The organism is Paraburkholderia bryophila (genome assembly GCF_003269035.1).
GTDB classification, from domain to species: Bacteria; Pseudomonadota; Gammaproteobacteria; order Burkholderiales; family Burkholderiaceae; genus Paraburkholderia; species Paraburkholderia bryophila.
Window position 1 is genome coordinate 470,933 of the sequence record NZ_QLTK01000001.1, and the last position, 21,601, is coordinate 492,533.

The 21,601-nt window shown below is 63.9% G+C and carries 16 protein-coding genes; 5 read left to right on the forward strand and 11 right to left on the reverse strand.

What is annotated here, in order from left to right; translation table 11 throughout:
* The first annotated feature begins 165 nt into the window (after nt 1-165).
* Together mutS and BX591_RS02085 are read left to right on the forward strand one after the other, a co-directional pair.
* The gene (gene mutS / locus BX591_RS02080) at nt 166-2,865 is read left to right on the forward strand and encodes a DNA mismatch repair protein MutS (RefSeq protein WP_111929067.1); all 2,700 of its coding nucleotides are present in this window, start codon (nt 166-168) and stop codon (nt 2,863-2,865) included.
* Nucleotides 2,852-4,231, forward strand: a complete 1,380-nt coding sequence (locus BX591_RS02085) for a hypothetical protein (RefSeq protein ID WP_111929068.1) — start codon at nt 2,852-2,854, stop codon at nt 4,229-4,231. The genes mutS and BX591_RS02085 overlap by 14 nt, the downstream gene beginning before the upstream one ends.
* Here the strand turns inward: BX591_RS02085 and BX591_RS02090 are convergent.
* Nucleotides 4,211-4,750, reverse strand: a complete 540-nt coding sequence (locus BX591_RS02090; protein WP_035546403.1) for an FKBP-type peptidyl-prolyl cis-trans isomerase — start codon at nt 4,748-4,750, stop codon at nt 4,211-4,213. The two genes, BX591_RS02085 and BX591_RS02090, sit on opposite strands and share 21 nt — an antisense overlap.
* A gap of 32 nt (nt 4,751-4,782) precedes the next feature.
* On the opposite strand from BX591_RS02090, the gene BX591_RS02095 reads away from it, so the two are divergent.
* Both BX591_RS02095 and BX591_RS36840 read left to right on the forward strand, forming a co-directional pair.
* Nucleotides 4,783-6,024 carry a cupin domain-containing protein gene (locus BX591_RS02095; protein ID WP_111929069.1) on the forward strand — a complete coding sequence of 414 codons (1,242 nt, stop codon included), beginning with the start codon at nt 4,783-4,785 and terminating at the stop codon, nt 6,022-6,024.
* Nucleotides 6,025-6,269: 245 nt separating this feature from the next.
* A complete protein-coding gene (locus tag BX591_RS36840) occupies nt 6,270-6,545 on the forward strand; it encodes a hypothetical protein (protein WP_111929070.1) in 276 nt (91 codons plus the stop codon).
* 159 nt (nt 6,546-6,704) lie between these two features.
* Here the strand turns inward: BX591_RS36840 and BX591_RS02110 are convergent, their stop codons facing one another.
* The 3 genes from BX591_RS02110 to BX591_RS02120 all read right to left on the reverse strand — a co-directional run bounded on the left by BX591_RS02110 (nt 6,705) and on the right by BX591_RS02120 (nt 10,375).
* Nucleotides 6,705-8,969 (reverse strand): DNA repair helicase YoaA, encoded by a 2,265-nt coding sequence (locus BX591_RS02110; protein WP_111929071.1) that lies wholly within the window; start codon nt 8,967-8,969, stop codon nt 6,705-6,707.
* A gap of 66 nt (nt 8,970-9,035) precedes the next feature.
* Nucleotides 9,036-9,254, reverse strand: a complete 219-nt coding sequence (locus BX591_RS02115) for a DUF465 domain-containing protein (protein ID WP_035546409.1) — start codon at nt 9,252-9,254, stop codon at nt 9,036-9,038.
* 167 nt (nt 9,255-9,421) lie between these two features.
* Nucleotides 9,422-10,375, reverse strand: coding sequence for a hypothetical protein (locus tag BX591_RS02120; protein WP_420849318.1), 954 nt, complete (start codon nt 10,373-10,375; stop codon nt 9,422-9,424).
* 370 nt (nt 10,376-10,745) lie between these two features.
* On the opposite strand from BX591_RS02120, the gene BX591_RS02125 reads away from it, so the two are divergent.
* A complete protein-coding gene (locus BX591_RS02125; protein WP_111929072.1) occupies nt 10,746-13,094 on the forward strand; it encodes a Tex family protein in 2,349 nt (782 codons plus the stop codon).
* Between the two features lie 132 nt (nt 13,095-13,226).
* Here the strand turns inward: BX591_RS02125 and BX591_RS02130 are convergent, their stop codons facing one another.
* The 7 genes from BX591_RS02130 to hflK all read right to left on the reverse strand — a co-directional run bounded on the left by BX591_RS02130 (nt 13,227) and on the right by hflK (nt 21,559).
* Nucleotides 13,227-15,113, reverse strand: coding sequence for a potassium transporter Kup (locus BX591_RS02130; RefSeq protein ID WP_111929356.1), 1,887 nt, complete (start codon nt 15,111-15,113; stop codon nt 13,227-13,229).
* A gap of 318 nt (nt 15,114-15,431) precedes the next feature.
* A complete protein-coding gene (locus BX591_RS02135) occupies nt 15,432-16,022 on the reverse strand; it encodes a phosphoribosyltransferase (RefSeq protein ID WP_111929073.1) in 591 nt (196 codons plus the stop codon).
* A 3-nt stretch (nt 16,023-16,025) separates the two neighbouring features.
* The gene (locus BX591_RS02140) at nt 16,026-17,372 is read right to left on the reverse strand and encodes an adenylosuccinate synthase (protein WP_111929074.1); all 1,347 of its coding nucleotides are present in this window, start codon (nt 17,370-17,372) and stop codon (nt 16,026-16,028) included.
* 225 nt (nt 17,373-17,597) lie between these two features.
* Nucleotides 17,598-18,749, reverse strand: coding sequence for an ATP phosphoribosyltransferase regulatory subunit (locus BX591_RS02145; protein WP_111929075.1), 1,152 nt, complete (start codon nt 18,747-18,749; stop codon nt 17,598-17,600).
* A 243-nt stretch (nt 18,750-18,992) separates the two neighbouring features.
* On the reverse strand, nt 18,993-19,184 hold the full coding sequence (locus tag BX591_RS02150; RefSeq protein ID WP_035546416.1) for a DUF2065 domain-containing protein: 192 nt from the start codon (nt 19,182-19,184) through the stop codon (nt 18,993-18,995).
* A 44-nt stretch (nt 19,185-19,228) separates the two neighbouring features.
* Nucleotides 19,229-20,131, reverse strand: coding sequence for a protease modulator HflC (gene hflC, locus BX591_RS02155; RefSeq protein ID WP_111929076.1), 903 nt, complete (start codon nt 20,129-20,131; stop codon nt 19,229-19,231).
* A gap of 12 nt (nt 20,132-20,143) precedes the next feature.
* Nucleotides 20,144-21,559, reverse strand: coding sequence for an FtsH protease activity modulator HflK (gene hflK, locus BX591_RS02160; RefSeq protein WP_111929077.1), 1,416 nt, complete (start codon nt 21,557-21,559; stop codon nt 20,144-20,146).
* Nucleotides 21,560-21,601 lie beyond the last annotated feature (42 nt).

A 21,601-nucleotide genomic window follows, 5' to 3' on the forward strand; every position in this document is an offset into this window, starting at 1 on the left:
CGCGCATCAAGTACATAAAATTCAGCGTAGGTTTTGCCGGCAAATAGAGATGTTCCGGCCAGAAACCTGCGCTAACCGCTCAAGCTTTGCACTGTGAAAGCATGCACGAGCATGCCTGGACAGAAACATGCAAAAAGGCCATGCGCCTTGCTGGATATAGGATAGATGGAAGAAACGACCGCAAAACCTGACGTGAAAAGCATCGACTTAAGCAATCACACGCCCATGATGCAGCAATACCTGCGCATCAAAGCGGATCATCCGGGCACGCTGGTGTTCTACCGGATGGGCGATTTCTACGAACTCTTTTTCGACGACGCCGAAAAGGCCGCCCGTCTGCTCGATCTGACGCTCACGCAGCGCGGCGCGTCAGGCGGCAATCCGATCAAAATGGCCGGCGTGCCGCATCACGCGGTCGAACAATATCTGGCCAAGCTGGTGAAGCTCGGCGAATCCGTCGCGATCTGCGAACAGATCGGCGACCCGGCGACGTCGAAGGGCCCCGTCGAACGTAAAGTGGTACGCGTGGTGACGCCAGGCACCCTCACGGACGCCGCGTTGTTGTCGGACAAGAACGACGTCTATCTCATGGCGCTGTGCGTCGCGCACAACCGCCGCGGCGTCGCGACCAGCGTCGGGCTGGCGTGGCTGAATCTGGCGAGCGGCGCGTTGCGCCTCGCGGAAGTCGCGCCCGACCAGGTGGCGGCCGCGCTCGAACGCATTCGTCCCGCGGAAATTCTGGTGGCCGATTCCACCGCGGATTCCGCTAGCTGGACGCCGCCCGTCAATGCCGGCGCCCTCACCCGCGTGCCGGTGTGGCACTTCGATATCGCGTCGGGCACGCAGCGTCTCTGCGATCAACTGGAAGTGGCGGGCCTCGACGGCTTCGGCGCCCATTCGCTGACGGCCGCATGCGGCGCGGCCGGCGCGTTGCTGCTGTACGCGGCGGCCACGCAAGGCCAGCAATTGCGCCACGTGCGCAGCCTGAAGGTGGAATACGAGTCCGAATATATCGGCCTCGACCCGGCCACCCGCCGCAACCTCGAACTCACCGAAACGCTACGCGGTACCGAGTCGCCCACGCTGTGCTCGCTGCTCGACACCTGCTGCACGACCATGGGTAGCCGGCTGCTGCGTCACTGGCTGCATCACCCGCCGCGCGAAGCCGCGGTGGCGCAGGCACGGCAGCAAGCCATCGGCGCGCTGCTCGACGCGCCGTTCGGCACGAGCGTCGACTCGCTGCGCGGCGCGCTGCGGCAAATCTCGGATATCGAACGGATCACCGGGCGTCTCGCGCTGTTGTCCGCGCGGCCTCGCGATCTGTCGAGCCTGCGCGACACGTTCATCGCGTTGCCCGACCTGCGCATGCAGCTCGCGGCGGTGTCGTCCAACGCGGATTCGCTCGCGCGTATCGACGCGTCGCTCGTGCCGCCGCAAGACTGCGTCGAACTGCTCAGGCGCGCGGTCGCGCAGGAGCCGTCGGCGATGGTGCGCGACGGCGGCGTGATCGCACGCGGTTATGACGCGGACCTCGACGAGTTGCGCGATATTTCGGAGAACTGCGGGCAGTTCCTGATCGACCTCGAAACACGCGAGCGCGCCCGCACGGGCATCGGCAATCTGCGCGTCGAGTACAACAAGGTGCACGGCTTCTATATCGAAGTCACACGCGGTCAGACCGACAAGGTACCCGACGACTATCGGCGCCGCCAGACCCTGAAGAACGCCGAGCGCTACATCACACCGGAGCTGAAAACTTTCGAGGACAAAGCGCTGTCGGCGCAGGAACGCGCACTGGCACGCGAACGCGCGCTATACGATGCGCTGCTGCAGGCGCTGCTGCCCTTCATCCCCGACTGCCAGCGGGTCGCTTCGGCGCTCGCCGAACTCGATCTGCTGGCGGCCTTCGCCGAACGCGCCCGCGCGCTCGACTGGGTCGCGCCGAGCTTCTCGCCGAATACCGGTATCGAAATCGAACAGGGGCGTCACCCGGTGGTCGAGGCGCAGGTCGAGCAGTTCATCGCCAACGACTGCACGCTGACACCCGAGCGCAAACTGCTGCTGATCACCGGCCCGAACATGGGCGGTAAATCGACCTTCATGCGGCAGACCGCGCTGATCGCGCTGCTGGCTTACGTGGGCAGCTACGTGCCGGCCCGGCGCGCGGCGTTCGGGCCGATCGACCGCATCTTCACGCGGATCGGCGCGGCCGACGACCTGGCCGGCGGCCGCTCGACCTTCATGGTGGAAATGACCGAAGCCGCCGCGATCCTTAACGACGCGACACCGCAAAGTCTCGTGCTGATGGATGAAATCGGCCGCGGCACGTCGACCTTCGACGGGCTCGCGCTGGCCTGGGCGATCGCACGACATCTGCTGTCGCACAACGGCTGCCATACGCTGTTTGCCACGCATTACTTTGAACTCACTCAGTTGCCGGCCGAGTTTCCGCACGCGGCCAACGTGCATCTGTCGGCGGTCGAGCATGGGCACGGCATCGTGTTCCTGCACGCGGTCAACGAAGGGCCGGCGAATCAGAGCTACGGTCTGCAGGTCGCGCAGCTCGCGGGCGTGCCGAACGCGGTGATTCGCGCGGCGCGCAAGCATCTCGCGCATCTCGAGCAGCAATCGGCGGCGCAACCCGCGCCGCAACTCGATCTGTTCGCCGCCCCCATGCCGATGCAGCTCGAAGACACGGACGACGAACGCTACGACGAGCCGCAGGCCGCCGCATTGCCGCCCGCCATGCAGGCGCTCGCCGAACGTCTGCGCGCAATCGACCCGAACGACTTGCGCCCGCGCGAAGCGCTCGACCTGCTGTACGAACTGCACGAGCTGGCTACCGCGCCAGATGCGGATCATTGACGCTCCCAGACCCCGGCAGCGACCGCGCACGTTTCGCGCGGCGCTGAACTTCGCCCCGCTTCTCACGGGCGGCTTTGTGCCGCTCGTGGGTCTGCTCATGGGTCTACTCACCGGCCTGCTCATATGCGCCCAGTCGGCGCACGCCGAGGCGCAGCGCTACGCGTTCGCGGTCATCGCCAACACGCTGCAAAACACCGCCGACGAAGCCGCCACGCAGCGCCTGATCGACGCGATCGGGCGGGAGCGAGACATCGCGTTCGTCGTCTATAACGGCAATCTGAAGGGTGCGAAAGAAGCCTGCCGCGACGCGCTCTACGAGCGCCGTCACGCGTTGCTCGAAACCTCGCGGCCCGCGCTGTTCTTCATTCCGGGCCAGCATGACTGGGCCGATTGCGGCACCGCCGAAGCCGGCGGCTTCGACCCGACCGAACGGCTTGACCAGTTACGCCAGACCCTGTTCGCCGATTCGACGTCGATGGGCCAGAACCCCATCGCGCTGACGCGCGAAAGCGAAGTCTCGCGCTTTCGTCCGTTTCGCGAAAACGTGCGCTGGCAAGTGGGCGACACCGTGTTCATCGGTCTGAACGCGCCGGGCCCGAACAATCACTATCTGAGCGCGGGCGGCCGCAACGGTGAATTCGAAGACCGGGCAATCGCCAATGCATTCTGGCTCGAGCATGCCGGTGAATATGCGAAACGCCGCGATGCGCGTGCGATCGTCGTGTTCATTCAAGGCGACCCCGACCCGGAGCGTTATGAACGGCCCGACCGTTTCGCCTGGCTGCGTTTTGCACGCACCACGCGCCGCGACGGTTTTCTGGAATTCAAGCGCAGTATGGTCAAACTCGCGCAGACGTTCCGCGGACCGGTGCTGGTGATTCATTGCGACGACGAACGCGCGAGCGGCGGCTTCCTGATCGATCAGCCGTTACGCAATGACAAGGGCGCGCTCGTGACGAATCTCACGCGGATCGCGCTGGCGCCGCATGATCGTCTTAACCAATGGATTCGAATTGAAGCGGACCCCGGCAGGAAACCGCCCTTCCGCGTGAGTGTGCGCGACGTACCTAAGCAGATGCCTTTGCCCGTGCCGCCCCCTTTGCCGCCGCACGAAGAGCCCGCCGCGTCGATGCCGGCAGTGCCCTCGCTCGGTCCCGCTTCGGAATTGCCACCGCTGTTGCCGACGCCCGGGGAGTCGCAACTGGATCAGCAGCCGCGCATTCCGGCCGACCAGGGTGGCGGCGGCTACGGGCCGGCGACCTCGGTGCCACCCGCCTCCGCTACCTCGACGCACATGCCGGGCGCCGCTTCAGGTACGAACCTGAACGGCGGCGTGCCGGCCAGCTCAGTGCAGCGTGGGCCCTGACTTGTCGTCGTCAGCTTCGTCGTCTTCGTCGAGAACTTCGAGGCCGTCGGCGCCATGCGCGTGTTCGTGCTGAATTTCGTCTTCAGTCGCGGGACGCACGTCCTTGACCGTCAACGCGAAACGCAGCGCCATGCCGGCGAGCGGATGGTTGCCGTCGAGCACGACTTTGTCTTCCGCGACGTCCGTGACCACGTAGACGAGCGAATCGAGATCTTCGTCGCCCTCTTCCGGCGTGCCTTCGAATTGCATGCCGACTTCGAGCGGTTCGGGAAAACGATCGCGCGGCTCGATCTTCACCAGGTCGGGGTCGTACTCACCGAACGCGTCGGCCGGTTCAAGCTGGATCTGGGCCTCGAAGCCGGCCTCGTGGCCGTCGAGCTCTTCCTCGATCTTGGGGAACGTGCCATCATAGCCGCCGTGCAGATAGACCATCGGCTCGTCGCTTTCTTCAATCAGATTGCCCTGCGCATCCGACAGCTTGTAAGCGACCGACACGACGGTGTTCTTTGCGATTTTCATTCGACTCTCCAGAATACAACTCACATTATACGATGCCCAAGCGGCCCACTGACCACCCGGCCGACCTCGCTTCGGCACGAAATTCTTCATCGGCGGCGAAGCCGGTTCTGCCACCCTCGCCCGACACGCCGACACCGCTGCTCGGCGGTCTGACGCCCTCGCAATTCATGCGCCGCTACTGGCAAAAAAAGCCGCTGCTGATCCGTCAGGCGATCCCGAACGTCGAGGCGCCGCTCTCGCGCGAGGAATTTTTCGAGCTGGCCGATCAGGACGAAGTCGAAGCCCGTCTGATCACCCATTTTCGCAACAAGTGGCAACTCGAGCACGGCCCCTTTGCGCCTGACGAACTGCCGTCGGCGAAGCAGCGCGCATGGACTTTACTCGTGCAAGGCGTCGACCTTCATAACGACCGTGCGCGCGCCTTGCTGGACCGCTTCCGTTTCGTGCCGGACGCGCGGCTCGACGACCTGATGATCTCGTACGCAAGTGACGGCGGCGGTGTCGGCCCGCACTTCGATTCCTACGACGTGTTTCTTTTGCAAGTAAAAGGCAAGCGGCGCTGGCGCATCAGCGCGCAGAAAGACCTCACCTTGCAGGACGGCCTGCCTTTGAAAGTTTTACAGAATTTCCAGGCCGAAGAGGAATGGGTGCTCGAGCCGGGCGACATGCTCTACCTGCCGCCGCATATCGCCCATGACGGCATCGCCGAAGGCGAATGCATGACCTGTTCGATCGGTTTCCGCGCGCCCTCGGCGAGCGAGTTGACTGCGCAATTCCTCTACCATCTGGCCGAGCGCGGCGAGTCGGCGACCCAACCGGGCGCGTTGTATCGCGACCCGCAGCAACCCGCTGTCGAACGTCCGGCCGAGTTGCCGGCAGCGCTGGTCGAAAGGGTTGGATCGATCCTTGCTGGCATCAAGTGGAAAGAGCAGGATATTGCGTCGTTCCTTGGCACGTACCTCAGCGAACCTAAGCCGAGTGTCGTGTTTGATCCGCCGCAAAGGCCGCTTAATGAAGCCCGTTTCATCAGTCGCGCATCAAAGTCAGGCATTCGGCTGAACCGCAAGACTAATTTGTTGTACAACCGCCGTTTTTTCTTCGTAAATGGAGAGGAAACGTCATTTGATGGCGCAAAAAAGTGGTTGATTGATCTCGCTGACCACCGGTGTATGAGTGCGAAACGCTTTGTAACACTCTCACACGATTCGTCGGTGACAGCATTGCTGCACGAGTGGTATTGTGCGGGCTGGATAGAAGTGGGCGAGCTCGCGTAACAGTTTGCGCAATGCTTGCTCACCTGCTATACCGTACTTTCAAATTTTGTATGAGAAAGACAACGTATTGACCCCGGATTTATGGATTGTCAGTACGAAAGTGCATATAATTTCCGCCCAAGCCGTAGGGAAGATTCCAGCTCGTTCAAAGAGCTTCTCCACCAACGGCCCAGGTCGGTGTTGGAGCACATTACCGGTTTTATTTTGCGCTGTTGCTTACCTTTAAACCATAAAAGGACGTGATCATGAAGAAATCCCTCCTCGTAGCATCCCTGTTGGCAGCTGTGGCACTGGCTGCATGCAACAAGAGCAACGATCAAGCCGCTGCCCCGGCTAGCGACGCAGCTGCTGCTTCGGCACCGGCTGCTGCAGCTTCGGATTCGGCTATGGCTGCTTCGGGTGCTGCTGCTGCTGCGAGCGACGCTGCTGCTTCGGCTACGGCGGCTGCTTCGGACGCAACCGCTGCTGCTTCGGACGCTGCTGCTTCGGCTGCTGCTCCGGCTTCGGGCGCAAGCCAGTAAGCTGTCGCGTAGGGTTCGCCTCTGGGCGAAAACTGCCTCGGGAAGTCCCCTCGATTTCCCGGGCAGTAAAGCAAAACGCCACGGATTCACATCCGTGGCGTTTTGTCGTTTGGGCGGCGCTTTTTACAACAGCGCCGACTTAATACCAACTTGCGTGTGTTATTCGGCGGATGTCGCGCTCTCTTCAAAAAACTCACGCACCACTTCGATTTCACGTGTGCGCTTGAAGGGCGGCAGGCTCTGCCATATACGGCGCCCATACGGTTTGTCGACGAGACGTGTGTCGCAGATCATCAGTACGCCGCGATCGGTCTCGGCGCGAATCAGACGGCCTGCACCCTGCTTCAACGTGATCACTGCCTGCGGCAATTGATGCACGGCAAACGGGCTCAAGCCTTTCTTCGTCAACGCGTCGAGACGCGCGGACAATACCGGGTCGTCAGGCGGCGCGAACGGCAGCTTGTCGATCACCACCAGCGACAGCGCATCGCCGCGCACATCGACACCTTCCCAGAAACTCTGACTGCCCACCAGGATCGCATTACCGTATGAGCGGAAACGGTCCAGCAATTCAGTACGGCTCGCGTCGCCCTGCACCAGCAGCGGGTAGTCCCAGCCACGCGTTTCGATCGTGTCGCGCAATTTGGTCGAAATGCGGTCCACTGCGCGCAATGTCGTACACAACATGAAGACGCCGCCGCCCGACGCTTCGATCGCCGGCAACGCGGCGTCGAACACGGCGTCGGTGAACGCCTGCGAGGAAGGCTGCGGCAGATTGCGCGGCACGTACAGCAGCCCTTGCGTCGGATAGTCGAAAGGACTGGGCAGCGTCATTGAGCGTTTGGCGTTCAGGCCCATTTGCGCGGCGTAGTGCGTGAAGTCGCCGCGCACAGACAACGTGGCCGACGTGAAAATCCACGCGCGCGGCACGCCGGCGCGCTGCTTCGCGAAGATCGGCGCGACCGACAGAGGCGTTTCATGCAACTGCACGGTATGCGAGAAGACCTCGATCCAGCGCACCTTTTCGTTGGGGTCGGCGCGCTCGTTTTTACCGTCGGCCGAAGCGCCTTGAGCCGCGCTGTCAGCCGCTGCCCGTTCGGTTTCGGTAGGCGGCGTGGTCCAGCCGGCGAGCACGCCTTGCAGCTCGCGTGCGCGGCGCAGACACGCACCGATCGACTCGGCGCGCTCGGCCTGGCTCGCGAGCGCCGACGCCAATGCATCGAGTTCGGTCTCGAGCGTTTCGAGCGCGGCAAACAGCGGATGATCGTCGGGCAATTGCCCGATCGACAGACGCACCGAGTCTTCCTTGAACGCGAGCCGTACGTCACGCGCCGCACGTTCGAGCGTCGAGCCGAGCTTCACCCAATCGACGGTTTCACGCGCGTGCCCCAGGCCTTCGGCGACCGAGTCGCGGGCCAGCTCGAGAAACTGCGTGGTGGACAGCGTCTCGCCGAAAAACAGCGTGGCGGTTTCCGGCAACTGATGCGCTTCGTCGAAGATGACCGTGTTGGCGGTGGGCAGCAACTCAGCCATGCCGGTATCGCGCAACATGATGTCGGCAAAAAACAGATGGTGATTCACCACCACGATATCCGCCTGCTGCGCCTCGCGGCGCGCCTGCATGACGAAGCAATCCTTGTAGTGCGGACACTCCTGGCCGAGACAGTTTTCGCGCGTCGACGTCACCATCGACCACACCGCCGCCGTTTCCGGCACGCTCGCGAGTTCGGCCTTGTCGCCGGTCCGCGTGATCTTCGCGAAGCGCACGATGTCCTGCAGATACGAGGTTTCCTGGCGCGACGGCAGACGGCCGTTGTCCGCGGTGCGCTGCAGATAGTAATGGCACAGGTAGTTCGCGCGCCCCTTCAGCATGGCGACCGACACCGGCACCGCGAGCGCGTCGCGCACGGTCGGAATGTCGCGCTGGAACAGCTGGTCCTGCAAGTGCTTGGTGCCGGTGGAGACGATCACCTTGCCGCCCCACAGCATGGCCGGCACGAGGTAAGCATAGGTCTTGCCGGTGCCGGTGCCCGCTTCGACGATCAGCGTGTTTTCGCTGCCGTCGAGGCTGTTCGCTGCGTCGCTTTCGACCGTGGCCGCCTCGGTGCCCGAGGGCGCGCCGAGCCGCCGCGCTGGGCGCTTCTGCGCTTCGAACATGGCGGGTTCGGGCATGGCGCGACCGGATGCTTCCATCGCGGCGGCCACCGCACGCGACATCTCGATCTGCGACGCACGCGACCGATAGCCGTCGATCTGCCGGGCCAGCAGACCGTTGTCGGCGAAAATCTCGTCCAGTTCAGCGGCCCGGCGCGGATTCAGCGACGCGCTCAGTGCGGACGCGGCCGCCCGCGGCGCCGGTGTGCCGGCGCCCGATGCGGCGTCGCCCGAGGCGGCGCGGGGTGATGGTTCAAGCGATGAATTCAAGGCAAGCGTTCCTGCAAAGTCCGGCTCGCGCGGCGCGCGCCCGGCGCTTCTTGCCAGGCCGCGAACTCAGGCGCGTGTGTCCGGTTCGAGCTGCAATTGCAGCAAGATGATGGTGTCCTTGACTTTGAGTTTGCGCTTTTTCAGGCGCTGCAACTCGAAGTCGTCGATGCCGGGCTCATCCGACATTCGGTCGATCAAACGATCGAGCCCACTGTGCTCCGATTCCAGTTGCAGAATACGGTCGCGAAGTGTGTTCGCGTCGATGACGTGATGTTGATCGCGCATGCTCGCCTCCTCTCGTCGACGGCACGAACCGCTGTGCGGCCCGATGCCTGAGGTTGCTGTCCGGCTTAAAACGCGTTACGGCGACTGCGGGGCCGGCTTCGGTCAGCGACTGCGAACCGGCCCGCGCCCATTACAGCAAGCAAACGCTGCGCTCAACTACAGCACACTTACTGTTGCTCCTGTTGCAGTTTCTGCTGTTGTTCGAGTTCCTGCTGCTGCTTCAACTGATCCTGACGTTTCTGCTCGGCTTTGTCGGCCGCCTGCTTCTGGCGCGACTCGACGTCGGCTTTGTGCTGCGCCGCGTCAGCCTGCTTCTTCTCGAAGCTCTGCTGTTTCTCGACGCGCTCCTGCGCCTTTTGCGCGCCTTGCGCACGGGCCTGCTCGAGCTTGCGCTGGAAGTCGCTTTGCTTCTGATCGTACGCCTGCTGATTAGCGGCTGCCTGCGACGGACTCACCCCGCGCTGCGCCTGATCCAGTGCGTGCTGGCGCTGCTTGTCCTGATACGCCTGCGCATTGGCGCTGCGCTGCGGCGCCTCGGCCGTGCGCTGCGCCTGGTCGAGCTGATGCTGACGCTGCTTGTCTTCGTACGCCTGGGTATTGCGTGCGTCGTCGGCGGCGCGCTGCGGGGCGCTCGCTTCGTCTTGCGCGCGTTTGATCGCGGCCTGCTCGTCACGCTCGCGGGCGCGCTGGGCGCGCTGCTCGCCGTCGAGCGCCAACTGTTCCTTGCGGATATCGGCCTGCACGACGCGCATGCTGTCGCGCGCCTTGTTCAGGCAATAGTTGACGAAGAACCTGCTGTAGCAGTCGTGCTCGGCAACCCCGTAGCGGTAGTTGTTTTCGTCGCTGCGCTGATCCAGCACCTTCTGGCGCGCGTCGAACGCATTGTCTTGCGCCGCGTTGCCGGCGGTGGTGTCTGCGTTGCCGGTGTTCATGGCGCCGCGGGTATCCACCGACCGGGCATCCGACCCAGCCGCCTTCGCGCTGCTGCCCATCATGGGCGCCGTAGCCTGCCCGGCGGTCTGCGCCATGACCGGCGCGGACAGCCCCAACGCAACGGCCAGCACACCCGCTGCGCACGACGCGGCGAACACTCCGTTGGGAACGGGCACGGACTTGAACACGGAGCGCGTTACCCGCGTGAACGACACGCGCGGCGAACGCGAAAACAGCGGCGATTGTGGCAAGCGAGAGACCAAGCGGGAGCCCAGGCAGTTGAGGAACAAGGAGATCGGCAACGTCGTAGGAGGTCAACGGAACATGCCCGAAATTCTATCACCCTGCGGTTGAGCCCTTTGGCATTTATGGCAAAATGCCCCGCTCTAGCAACCTGGTCGCAGCGCGCACGCCCGGCGTGCTTCATAGCGTGCTACACGGCATGCTTCGCGGCGTGCCCCACCACCGTGCAGCACGTGCCCGAGGTGGCTCACCCCGTGCCCCAACGGGTCATCAGCGCGCGGCCTTAGACTGAGTCCGCAGGAACACCAAGACCTTATGACGGAAAACGTAGCACTCAAGATCGTACAGCGCATCGCCGCCGAACTGTCCGTCCAGCCGCGCCAGGTCGCGGCCGCGGTGGAACTTCTCGACGAAGGAGCGACTGTTCCGTTCATCGCCCGCTACCGTAAGGAAGTGACCGACAATCTCGACGACACGCAACTGCGCAATCTCGAGGAACGTCTGCTGTATCTGCGCGAGCTGGAAGACCGGCGCGCGGCGATCATCGCCAGCATCGACGAACAGGGCAAGCTCACCGACGAGCTGCGTGGCGCGATCGAAGGCGCGGACAGCAAGCAGGTGCTGGAAGACCTGTATCTCCCGTATAAGCCCAAGCGCCGCACGCGCGCGCAGATCGCTCGCGAAGCCGGCTTGCAGCCGCTCGCCGACGCGCTGCTGGCCAATCCCCTGCTCGACCCGCAAACCGAAGCCGCGGGCTACGTGGACGCCGAGAAAGGCGTCGCGGACGTCAAGGCCGCGCTCGACGGCGCGCGCGACATTCTGTCGGAGCAGTTCGGCGAAACCGCCGATCTGCTCGGCAAGCTGCGCGACTACCTGTTCAACCAGGGCGTGGTGTCGTCGAAAGTGGTCGAGGGCAAGGAAAACGCGGAGGAAGAAAAATTCCGCGATTACTACGACTACGCGGAAACCCTCCGGACCGTGCCGTCGCATCGCGCGCTGGCGCTGTTCCGCGGCCGCAATGCGGGCGTGCTGATGGTCAAGCTGGGCCTCGGCGAAGAACTCGACGCGCAGGTGCCGCATCCGGGCGAAGCGCTGGTCGCGCGCCACTTCGGCATTGCCAATCAGAACCGGCCGGCCGACAAGTGGCTCTCCGACGTGTGCCGCTGGTGCTGGCGCGTGAAGGTGCAACCGCACATCGAAAACGAACTGCTGACCAACCTGCGCGACGAAGCCGAACACGAAGCGATCCGCGTGTTCGCGCGCAATCTGAAGGACCTGCTGCTGGCCGCGCCCGCGGGCCCGAAGGCCGTGATCGGTCTCGATCCGGGCATGCGCACCGGCGTGAAGGTGGCCGTGGTCGACCGGACCGGCAAGGTGCTCGCCACCGACGTGATCTATCCGCACGAGCCGCGCCGCGACTGGGACGGCTCGATCGCCAAACTCGCGCGTCTGTGCGCCCAGACGCAGGCCGAGCTGATCAGTATCGGCAACGGCACGGCGTCGCGTGAAACGGACAAGCTCGCGAGCGAACTGATCGCGCGGCATCCGGAGTTCAAGCTGCAGAAGATCGTCGTGTCGGAAGCCGGCGCGTCGGTGTACTCGGCGTCCGAGATCGCGGCGAAGGAATTCCCGGACATGGACGTGACGCTGCGCGGCGCGGTATCGATTGCGCGCCGTCTGCAGGATCCGCTCGCGGAACTCGTGAAGATCGAGCCGAAGGCGATCGGCGTCGGCCAGTATCAGCACGACGTGAATCAGCGCGAGCTGGCGCGTTCGCTGGACGCGGTCGTCGAAGACTGCGTGAACGCGGTCGGCGTGGACGCGAATACGGCGTCGGTCGCGCTGCTCGCGCGCGTGTCGGGATTGAACGCCACGCTGGCGCGCAATATCGTCGACTACCGCGATGCGAACGGTCCGTTCCCGTCGCGCGAACATCTGCGCAAGGTGCCGCGTCTGGGCGACAAGACGTTCGAGCAGGCCGCCGGCTTCCTGCGTATCAACAACGGTGAGAATCCGCTCGATCGCTCGTCGGTTCACCCGGAAGCGTATCCGGTCGTCGAACGGATACTGGCGAAGATCAGCAAGCATGTCGGCGATGTGCTGGGTAATCGCGACGCGTTGCGCGGCCTGTCGCCGGCTGAATTCGTCGACGATCGTTTCGGCTTGCCGACCGTGCGCGACATTCTGCTCGAACTCGAAAAACCGGGCCGCGATCCGCGTCCGGAGTTCAAGACCGCGACGTTCCGCGAAGGCGTCGAGAAGGTCAGCGATCTGCTGCCGGGCATGGTGCTCGAAGGCGTCGTGACGAACGTGGCGGCGTTCGGCGCGTTCATCGACGTCGGCGTGCATCAGGACGGTCTGGTGCACGTGTCGGCCCTGTCGACGAAGTTCATCAAGGACCCGCATGAAGTCGTCAAGGCCGGCCAGATCGTCAAGGTGAAGGTGCTGGAAGTGGACGTGAAGCGTCAGCGTATCGCGCTGACCATGCGTCTCGACGACGAGTTCGGTGCAGCAGCGGCGCGTAGCGGCGGCGGTGCGCAGCAGGATCGCGGTGGCGCGGCGCGCTCGGGCGGTGGTGGACGCGGCGCGCAGCAGCAGCGCTCGCGTGAACCGGAAGCCGGCGGCGCAATGGCTGCGGCGTTCGCGAAGCTGAAGCAGAAGTAACACCGACATTGAAACACCCGCCGCGCAATCCGCGGCGCCCAACAAAAAGCCCACGCAAAATTGCGTGGGCTTTTTGTTTTCCCGCGTGCCCCGCTCATTCGGGCGAAGCACGCGACAACGCACGGGGCGTTGTCAAATCTCGATCTTGGTCCCCAACTCCACCACCCGGTTGGCTGGAATGCTGAAGAAGTCCGTCGGCTTCGCGGCGTTCTGATGCATCCACGCGAAGACCCGTTCGCGCCACACCGACATGCCCGGCAATTGCGTCGGCACCACCGTCTCGCGCGCGAGGAAGAACGACGTGTCCATCAGTTCGAACGTCATGTCGTTGGTACGACCGACCTCATGCAGCACCGCCTTCACGTCCGGCGTTTCATTGAACCCGTAGGCCGCCTTGACGAGATACAGACCGCCGTCGATATCCTTGACCGTCACACGTTCCGCTTCGTTCACGTACGGAATGTCGCGCGTCACGAAGGTCAGGAAGATGGTGCGCTCATGCAGCACCTTGTTGTGCTTCAGGTTGTGCAGCAGGCTCACCGGCACCAGCGAATCGCTGCCGGTCAGATAGATCGCCGTACCCGACACGCGATGCGGCGGATGCGCGAGCAGTCCCTGCAGGAACGGCATCAGCGGAATACCGTCGGCAGCCGTGCGCTCCTTGACGATCATTCTGCCCTTGAACCAGGTCATCAGCAGGAAAAACAGCAGCGCGCCGATGCCGAGCGGCAACCAGCCGCCCTCCGCGACCTTCAGCAGATTCGCGCCGAAAAAGCCCAGATCGACCGCCATGAATACGCCGATGATCATGGCCACCAGTAGCTTGTTCCAGTTCCACACCTTGACCATCACGACGCAGGCGAGGATGGTGGTGATCACCATCGTGGCCGTCACCGCGATACCGTACGCGGCGGCGAGATTGTCCGAGCTCTTGAAGGCGATCACGATGCACAGAATGATGAACAGCAGCATCCAGTTCACCACCGGCACGTAGATCTGGCCGATCGCCAGGTCCGACGTGTGCAGGATCTTCATGCGCGGCACATAGCCCAGCTGGATCGCCTGGCTCGTCAACGAATAGGCGCCCGAAATCACGGCCTGCGAAGCGATCACGGTCGCGACCGTCGACAGCACGACGAGCGGCAACAGCGCCCAGTCCGGCGCGAGCAGGAAGAACGGATTTTCGATCGCTTTCGGGTCGTGCATCAGCAGCGCGCCCTGCCCGAAGTAGTTCAACACGAGCGACGGCATCACCAGTACGTACCACGCCATGCGGATCGGCTTGGCACCGAAGTGGCCCATGTCGGCGTACAGCGCCTCGGCGCCAGTCAGCACCAGCACGACCGAGCCGAGCACCACGTAGGCCTGCAGCACGTGCGCGGCCATGAAGGTGTACGCGTAGTACGGGTTGAGCGCGCGAATCACGTTCGGCGATTGCACGATGTGCCACAGGCCGAGGGCGGCGAGCACCAGAAACCACAACACCATGATCGGCCCGAACAGGCGGCCGACCGTGGCGGTGCCGTGCCGCTGAATCCAGAACAGCAGCACCAGAATCACTATGGTGAGCGGCAGCACCAGATGCGACAGATTGGGCGCGGCGATCTCCAGACCTTCGACCGCCGAGATCACCGAGATGGCCGGAGTGATCACCGCGTCGCCATAAAACATGCAGGCGCCGAAGATGCCGAGCATCATCAGTACGCCGGCCATTTTCGACTTTTGATCGATAGAGCGCAGCGCCAGCGCCATCAGCGCGAGCACGCCGCCTTCGCCGTTATTGTCCGCGCGCATCACGAACAAAACGTACTTGATGCCGACCACGATCACGATCGCCCAGAACAGCAGCGAGATCACACCGAGGATGGATTGGTCGGTCAGCGGAATGCCATGCGAGGGGCTGAAAGCCTCTTTCAGCGAGTACAACGGGCTCGTGCCGATATCACCGAACACCACCCCGATCGCGGCAATGGCGAGGGACGGCAGAGGCTGTTTGTGCACGTGATTGTTATCTGTCATAAACGCGAGGAAATCCGTTCCCTGAGCGGAAAAAACGACCGCCATTCTAAACTGCCGGCATGGCGCCACCCGGCTTGTTGTGGATACACCACGTGGCGGGTCCGCGCAGTGTAGCACTGCGGTATGGGCGCGTCTGCGGTGCAAGGTGTTTCGTTCGAAGCGCGAGTTCGCGCTTCGCCGGACGCCGGGCCGACGGTGCGATCGGGGTCGCGTAAACGAAAAAACGGAGTCCGTTGGGACTCCGTTTTGCGGTATTACATGGCACTGCACAGGACAAAGCGCCGGCTCCGACGCCTCTGCCCGGCGCCGAAGCGGGCATCACTGCTCCGACGATTCCTGCGCTTGCGCCATGCCGCGTTTGATCCACGCACCGAGGTTATGCGGACGCACCGTGTCCCATTCCTCGAACGGCTGATGAATCCACGGATTGGTCGGCAGGTACTGCACGCTGTAATCGGGTTTCACCTTCGAGCAGCCCTTGTACCAGAGCACCGCCGAGCGCACCGCAGTGATCGCCGGATAGCGTTCCTTCAGATGCTGCTGAACCCGCGCCAGCGTCACGCCCGAGTCGACCAGGTCGTCGACCAGCAGCACGTTGCCATGCAACTCGCCGCGCGTCATGGTGATGTATTGCGCGATGTCGAGATCGCCCTGCTCCGTGCCGGCCGCTTCGCGATACGAACTCGTGGCGAGAATCGCCAGCGGCAGATCGTAAATGCGCGAGAGTTGGTCGCCCACGCGCAAACCGCCGCGTGCAAGGCACAGGATCTTGTCGAATTTCCAGCCCGACTCATGCACCTGCAGCGCGAGCAATTCGATCAGCCGGTGATATTCGTCCCAGCCGACCCACAGGTTTTTGTCGTCGTTGCGCGGGTCTTTCATCGCAATCATGGGCACACCTTGAACCATGGCTTAAACCTTGAACGGATGACGCAACAGAATGGTCTCGTCGCGATCCGGACCGGTCGACACCATGTCGATCGGAATACCCGCGACTTCCTGCACACGCGACAGATACGCGCGCGCATTCGCCGGCAGCTTGTCCCATTCCTTGATGCCAACCGTGCTTTCCTTCCAGCCCGCGAAGGTTTCGTACACCGGCTCGCAACGCGCGACTTCCGACGCACCGCGCGGCAGCAGGTCGACCGACTGACCGTCGACCGTGTAGCCGACGCACAGCTTCACTTCGTCGAGACCGTCGAGCACGTCGAGCTTGGTCATGCACAGACCCGACACGCCGTTGATCTGGATCGAGCGGCGCAGCGCGGCGACGTCGAGCCAGCCGGTGCGGCGCGGTCGGCCGGTGACCGAGCCGAATTCCTTGCCGACCGTGGCCAGTTCGAGGCCGATCGCTTCCTGGCGGGCGGCGTTGTCGGCGTCGTACAGTTCGCTCGGGAACGGGCCCGAACCGACGCGCGTGCAATACGCCTTGGTGATGCCGAGAATGTAGTTCAGCTTTTGCGGACCCACACCGGCGCCCGCCGTGGCCGCACCCGCCACGCAGTTGCTCGACGTGACGTACGGATACGTGCCGTGGTCGATGTCGAGCAGCGTGCCTTGCGCGCCTTCGAACAGCAGATTGCTGCCGGCGGCGTTCGCGTCGTACAGACGGCGCGAGACATCCGTGACCATCGGCTTCAGACGGTCTGCATAGCTCAGCATCGTGTCGAGCGTTTGCTGGAAGTCGACCGCGGCAACACCCAGGTATTGCGTCAACACGAAGTTGTGATAATCGAGGTTTTCGCGCAGACGTTCGGCGAAGATTTCCGGCTCGAACAGGTCCTGCACGCGCAAGCCGCGACGTGCCACCTTGTCTTCGTAAGCCGGGCCGATGCCGCGGCCGGTGGTGCCGATCTTGCTCGCGCCACGGCGCGCTTCGCGGCCCTGGTCGATGGCAATGTGGTACGGCAGGATCAGGGTGGTGGCTTCGGAAATGAAGAGGCGATTCTGAACGTCGACCCCGGCGGCTTCGAGCTCGCCGATTTCCTTGAACAGAGCTTCCGGCGACAACACGACGCCATTGCCGATGTAGCACGCGACGCCGGGATGCATGATGCCCGACGGAATCAGACGCAAGATGGTTTTCTTGCCGCCGATGATAAGCGTGTGACCGGCATTGTGACCGCCCTGGAAGCGAACGACGCCTTGAGCGTGGTCCGTCAGCCAGTCGACGATCTTGCCCTTGCCTTCATCACCCCATTGGGTTCCCACGACGACGACGTTACGCCCGGGGTTCACATTCACTGCGCTGGCAGACATGTTGTTTCGTAAGCTGGTTAAAAACGTATTCTACCTATGTTCGCGGAACCTTCCGAATTTTTCCGTTTCCGCTCAACGGTATGCACGTTATGGTGGGTATATCGAAAACAGCGCGGCGGACGGCCGCGCCGGGGGGCCGGCGACACTTTGGACGCCTTCTGAGTTGCGCTGAGGGGAGACCTCAGGCGGGTCCGGCGAAGCGCGCGTAAGCGCGCCGCAATGCGCTCACGCGCGCGGTTCGACGACCCATGCGCCGTTGCGCTCGACCAACACGCGGTCGAAAGCGAATTCGTCCAGATCGTGTTCATGACCCGGCAGCGCCTGGATCACGACTTCGCCGGCATCGCGCAACGCGGCGACGCTCACGCGCAGCGCGTCGTCGTGCTGCCACGGCGCGAGGATCGCGCTGCTGCGTGCTTCGACCGGCGAGATCCGTGCCACTTCGCGCAAATCGAGCGAGAAGCCGGTTGCCGCGCGCGCGCGGCCGTAGGCCTGGCCGACGTGGTCGTAACGGCCGCCGCGCGCCACCGCGTTCGGGACGCCGTCCACGTACGCGGAGAACATCACGCCGCTGTGGTACGCATAGCCGCGCAGATCCGCCAGATCGATCATGACTTCGGCGCCCTCGACCTGGCTCGCAAGGAACGCGAGGTCGTCGAGCGCGCGCGAAATAGCCGGCGCGTTCGGCAGACGCGCGCGCGCTTCCGCGAGCACCGACGCGTCGCCGTACAGCGCGGGCAGCGCACGCAACGCGTCGCGTGTAACCGGTGTGAGATTCGCGGTCAGCTCGACGAGGCGCGGCACGTCTTTGCCGGCGAGCGCGTCGTAGAGCGACTGGCCCAACTCCGCCGCGGCCGGTTCCGCTTCGATCAGCGCGGCCAGCACGCCGGCGTGGCAAAGGTCGAGCCGCACTTTCGCGAGGCCGGCCAGACGCAGCGCGTCGAGCATCAGCTGCTGGATTTCGAGGTCGGCTTCGAGACCGGCGTGACCATAGATTTCCGCGCCGATCTGGATCTGCTCACGCGTTGCGTGCAGGCCGCGCGGCCGCGTATGCGCGACGTTGCCCGCATAGCACAGACGCGTCACGCCCTGCCGGTTCAGCAAGTGCGCGTCGATACGCGCGACCTGCGGCGTGATGTCGGCGCGCAGACCGAGCGTGCGCCCGGACAACTGATCGACCAGCTTGAAGGTGCGCAGATTCAGATCTTGCCCGCCGCCGGTCAGCAGCGACTCGATGTATTCGAGCAGCGGCGGCATGACCATCTCGTAGCCGTACGAGCGGAAACGGTCCAGCAGACGGCGCCGCAGTTCTTCGATCTTGCGGGCTTCCGACGGCAGCACGTCGGCAATATTCTCGGGAAGTAACCAGGTCGACATCGATACAGTCCTACGACGTTGAACACGGCGGCTGGGTGCGCCGGTAAGTGAATGTGAATGGCGGGCGGCGGCTCGATTCTGGCGGCTGTCGCAGGCGTGGGTGCAGCCCGAGACAGGCGTTTTCGGCCAGCGTACCGACTGATCGAGTCGGCAGACCCGCGTCCGCGAGGCAAAGGCGCGGTCACGACACGGCGAGCGCACAGCGGCCTAAGTTTCTGCGCCCGCTTCGCCGGACGGACCGTTTCAGGTCACGATAAACAGCAGGATCAGCCCAAGCGCCATCACGATCAGCCCGCCGACGCGAATCTGATGCGGCGGGCGTTCCGCTATTTTACGGAACGTGTCACGCCAGGCGCTCGGAAAAACGAAGGGAAACATGCCCTCGATAATCAGCATCAACGCAATCGCGAGCAGTAACGAGCCGGCTATATCCATGCGAATCAAGAGGCCGCGATGCGGATGCCGCGGCCTTCCGGTTATCAGTGTTTGCGCGGGACCGCGGGAGCGTCCGGGGCGGTGCCGCCGGTCGGGCTACGCATGAAGCGGAAGAACTCGCTGCTCGGGTCGACCACGATCACGTCGCCCGGTTTGAAGGTGTTCTTGTACGCCTGCATGCTTTGATAGAACTGGTAGAACTGCGGGTCGGCGCCATACGCTTCGGCAGCGATTTCCGCAGCCTTCGCATCGCCCTCGCCCTTGATGGTCTGGGCCTGACGGTAGCCGTCCGCGAGAATCGCCTGCTGCTGGCCCACCGCATCCACCTTGATCTGGTCTGCTTCGGCGGCGCCCCTGGCGCGCTCGTCGGCGGCGATCTGCTCGCGGGCCGCGATCATCCGCTTGTAGATCGAGTCGGCCATGGCCGCCGGGAAATCGACGCGCGTGAGTTGAACATCGACGACCGACACGCCCAGCGATGCCGCGGCCTTGTCCATCGCGCCACGGGCTTCGTCGGCGATGGCCTGCTGTTTGGCCAGCGCATCCGGCAGCGCGACCTTGCCGAACGCGTCGCCGAGCGCGCTGCGCGACAGCAGTGCCAGACGGTCCGGCAGGCTTTGCACGTCGCCCCTGGTTTCGGCGATCAGCTTCAGCGGATCGGTGATCCGGTATTTGACGACAGGGTTGGCCAGCAGATCGGTTTTGTCGGACGTGACGTAGCGGTCTTCGTCCGGCGCGTCGAGCGACTGGATGCGGTTATCGACCAGCGTGACGGTTTGCAGCGGCGGCGGCAGTTTGACGTGCAGGCCTGGGCCAAGCAGCGTCGGCGCAGAGTCGCCATGCGACGACAACACCGCCATATGCCGCTGATCGACGACGAATACGGTTGACGACGCCGCGAACAGCACGATGACGACGGCCACGACGAGCGCAATGATCTTGTTCATGTTGTGCGCTCCTTATTGAACGTCGTCTTCGCGCATACGGCTGCGGAAGGCGTCGCGTGAACGCAGCGCGTCGCTGCTGGCCGCGGCCTGGCTAGCGGGCGTTGCGGCGGCTGCGGCGGGTGCGGCGGGTGCGGAGGCTACGCTGCCCGGCGTGGCCGCCGACGGAGCAACCGCCGGCGCCACCGACGACGAAGCGGCACTGCCCGCCCCTTGCGATGCGGCAGCAGCCGAAACGCCCGACGCAGCGACTGCGGCGTCGGCTACACGCTGGCGGGTCTGCTCGACCAGCTTGTCGAGCGGCAGATACAGCACGTTGTTGCCGCTCTTGCTGTCCACAAACACCTTGGTCGTATTCGAATAGATCTGCTGCATGGTTTCCAGGTACATGCGCTCGCGAATCACGGCGGGCGCTTTCGAGTACTGCGCGTAGACCTGCTTGAAGCGCTCGGCGTCGCCTTGCGCCTGGGCGACGGTTTTGTCGCTATAGGCCTTCGCCTCGTCGATCTGACGCGCCACATCGGCTTGCGCGCGCGGCAGCAGGTCTGCGGCCGCGGCCTGCGCATCGCGTTTGGCGCGATCGTTTTCCTGACGCACCTTGGCGGCGTCGTCGAAGGCGGCCTGCACCTGGTCGGGCACCTGCACGCCCTGAATCGTCACGCCGGTCACCGCGAGGCCTGACTGATATTCATCCAGGGATTGCTGGATCGACGCCATCAGCTGCTGGCGAATCGTTTCGCGATCCTGATCGAGAATCTCGCTGGTGCTGCGCGCACCGACGATGCTGCGCACCGCCGCCTGGGCGGCCTGCATCACGCTCTGATCGGGATCGGCGCTGCGGAACAGATAGTCGGTCGGCTTGCGCACCTGGTACTGGACCGCGAAGCGCACGTCGACGATATCCGCGTCGTGCGTGAGCATCGAAGCATCTTTCACGTTGGCGAGACGCACCACGTTGTTGCGACCGATTTCCACCTGACGGATCTGGCCGATATTGACGAGCTCATGCGCTTCGAACGGATACGGCAGACGCCAATGCACACCCTGCCCGGCGGTATAGCGATACTTGCCGAACTGCATCACGACGCCGGCCTGTCCGTCCTGCACGACGAATACGCCGCTGCCGAGATAAACGGCCACCAGCACACCGATCACGATGCCCACGCCGATACGCGCGCCACGTCCGTTATCCGGCCGGCCGCCACCCGTACCGCCGCCCTTGCGCCCAAACACGCGGCTCAGGCGACGGTTGAAATCACGCCACATTTCGTCGAGATCGGGCGGACCTTCACCGTCTTTGGTCGGAGGACGTTTCGGTTCATTCGGGCGTTGCCGGTCGCCATTGCCGTCGCCCCGGCCCCAGCGCGGATCGTTCAGTGAAAGCATGGCGCGCATGCGCAGCCAGATACTCCGCTCGTTGTAATCGTTCACCTGTGTTCGTTCACCAGAGTAGACAGCGGGTCAGTGCAATTG

What these genes read in the sequence shown, in the direction of transcription:
- mutS (WP_111929067.1), top strand. Translation starts at nt 166, where the DNA reads ATGGAAGAAACGACCGCAAAACCTGACGTGAAAAGCATCGACTTAAGC.
- BX591_RS02085 (WP_111929068.1), top strand. Translation starts at nt 2,852, where the DNA reads ATGCGGATCATTGACGCTCCCAGACCCCGGCAGCGACCGCGCACGTTT.
- BX591_RS02090 (WP_035546403.1), bottom strand. Translation starts at nt 4,750, where the DNA reads ATGAAAATCGCAAAGAACACCGTCGTGTCGGTCGCTTACAAGCTGTCG.
- BX591_RS02095 (WP_111929069.1), top strand. Translation starts at nt 4,783, where the DNA reads ATGCCCAAGCGGCCCACTGACCACCCGGCCGACCTCGCTTCGGCACGA.
- BX591_RS36840 (WP_111929070.1), top strand. Translation starts at nt 6,270, where the DNA reads ATGAAGAAATCCCTCCTCGTAGCATCCCTGTTGGCAGCTGTGGCACTG.
- BX591_RS02115 (WP_035546409.1), bottom strand. Translation starts at nt 9,254, where the DNA reads ATGCGCGATCAACATCACGTCATCGACGCGAACACACTTCGCGACCGT.
- BX591_RS02125 (WP_111929072.1), top strand. Translation starts at nt 10,746, where the DNA reads ATGACGGAAAACGTAGCACTCAAGATCGTACAGCGCATCGCCGCCGAA.
- BX591_RS02130 (WP_111929356.1), bottom strand. Translation starts at nt 15,113, where the DNA reads ATGACAGATAACAATCACGTGCACAAACAGCCTCTGCCGTCCCTCGCC.
- BX591_RS02135 (WP_111929073.1), bottom strand. Translation starts at nt 16,022, where the DNA reads ATGGTTCAAGGTGTGCCCATGATTGCGATGAAAGACCCGCGCAACGAC.
- BX591_RS02140 (WP_111929074.1), bottom strand. Translation starts at nt 17,372, where the DNA reads ATGTCTGCCAGCGCAGTGAATGTGAACCCCGGGCGTAACGTCGTCGTC.
- BX591_RS02145 (WP_111929075.1), bottom strand. Translation starts at nt 18,749, where the DNA reads ATGTCGACCTGGTTACTTCCCGAGAATATTGCCGACGTGCTGCCGTCG.
- BX591_RS02150 (WP_035546416.1), bottom strand. Translation starts at nt 19,184, where the DNA reads ATGGATATAGCCGGCTCGTTACTGCTCGCGATTGCGTTGATGCTGATT.
- hflC (WP_111929076.1), bottom strand. Translation starts at nt 20,131, where the DNA reads ATGAACAAGATCATTGCGCTCGTCGTGGCCGTCGTCATCGTGCTGTTC.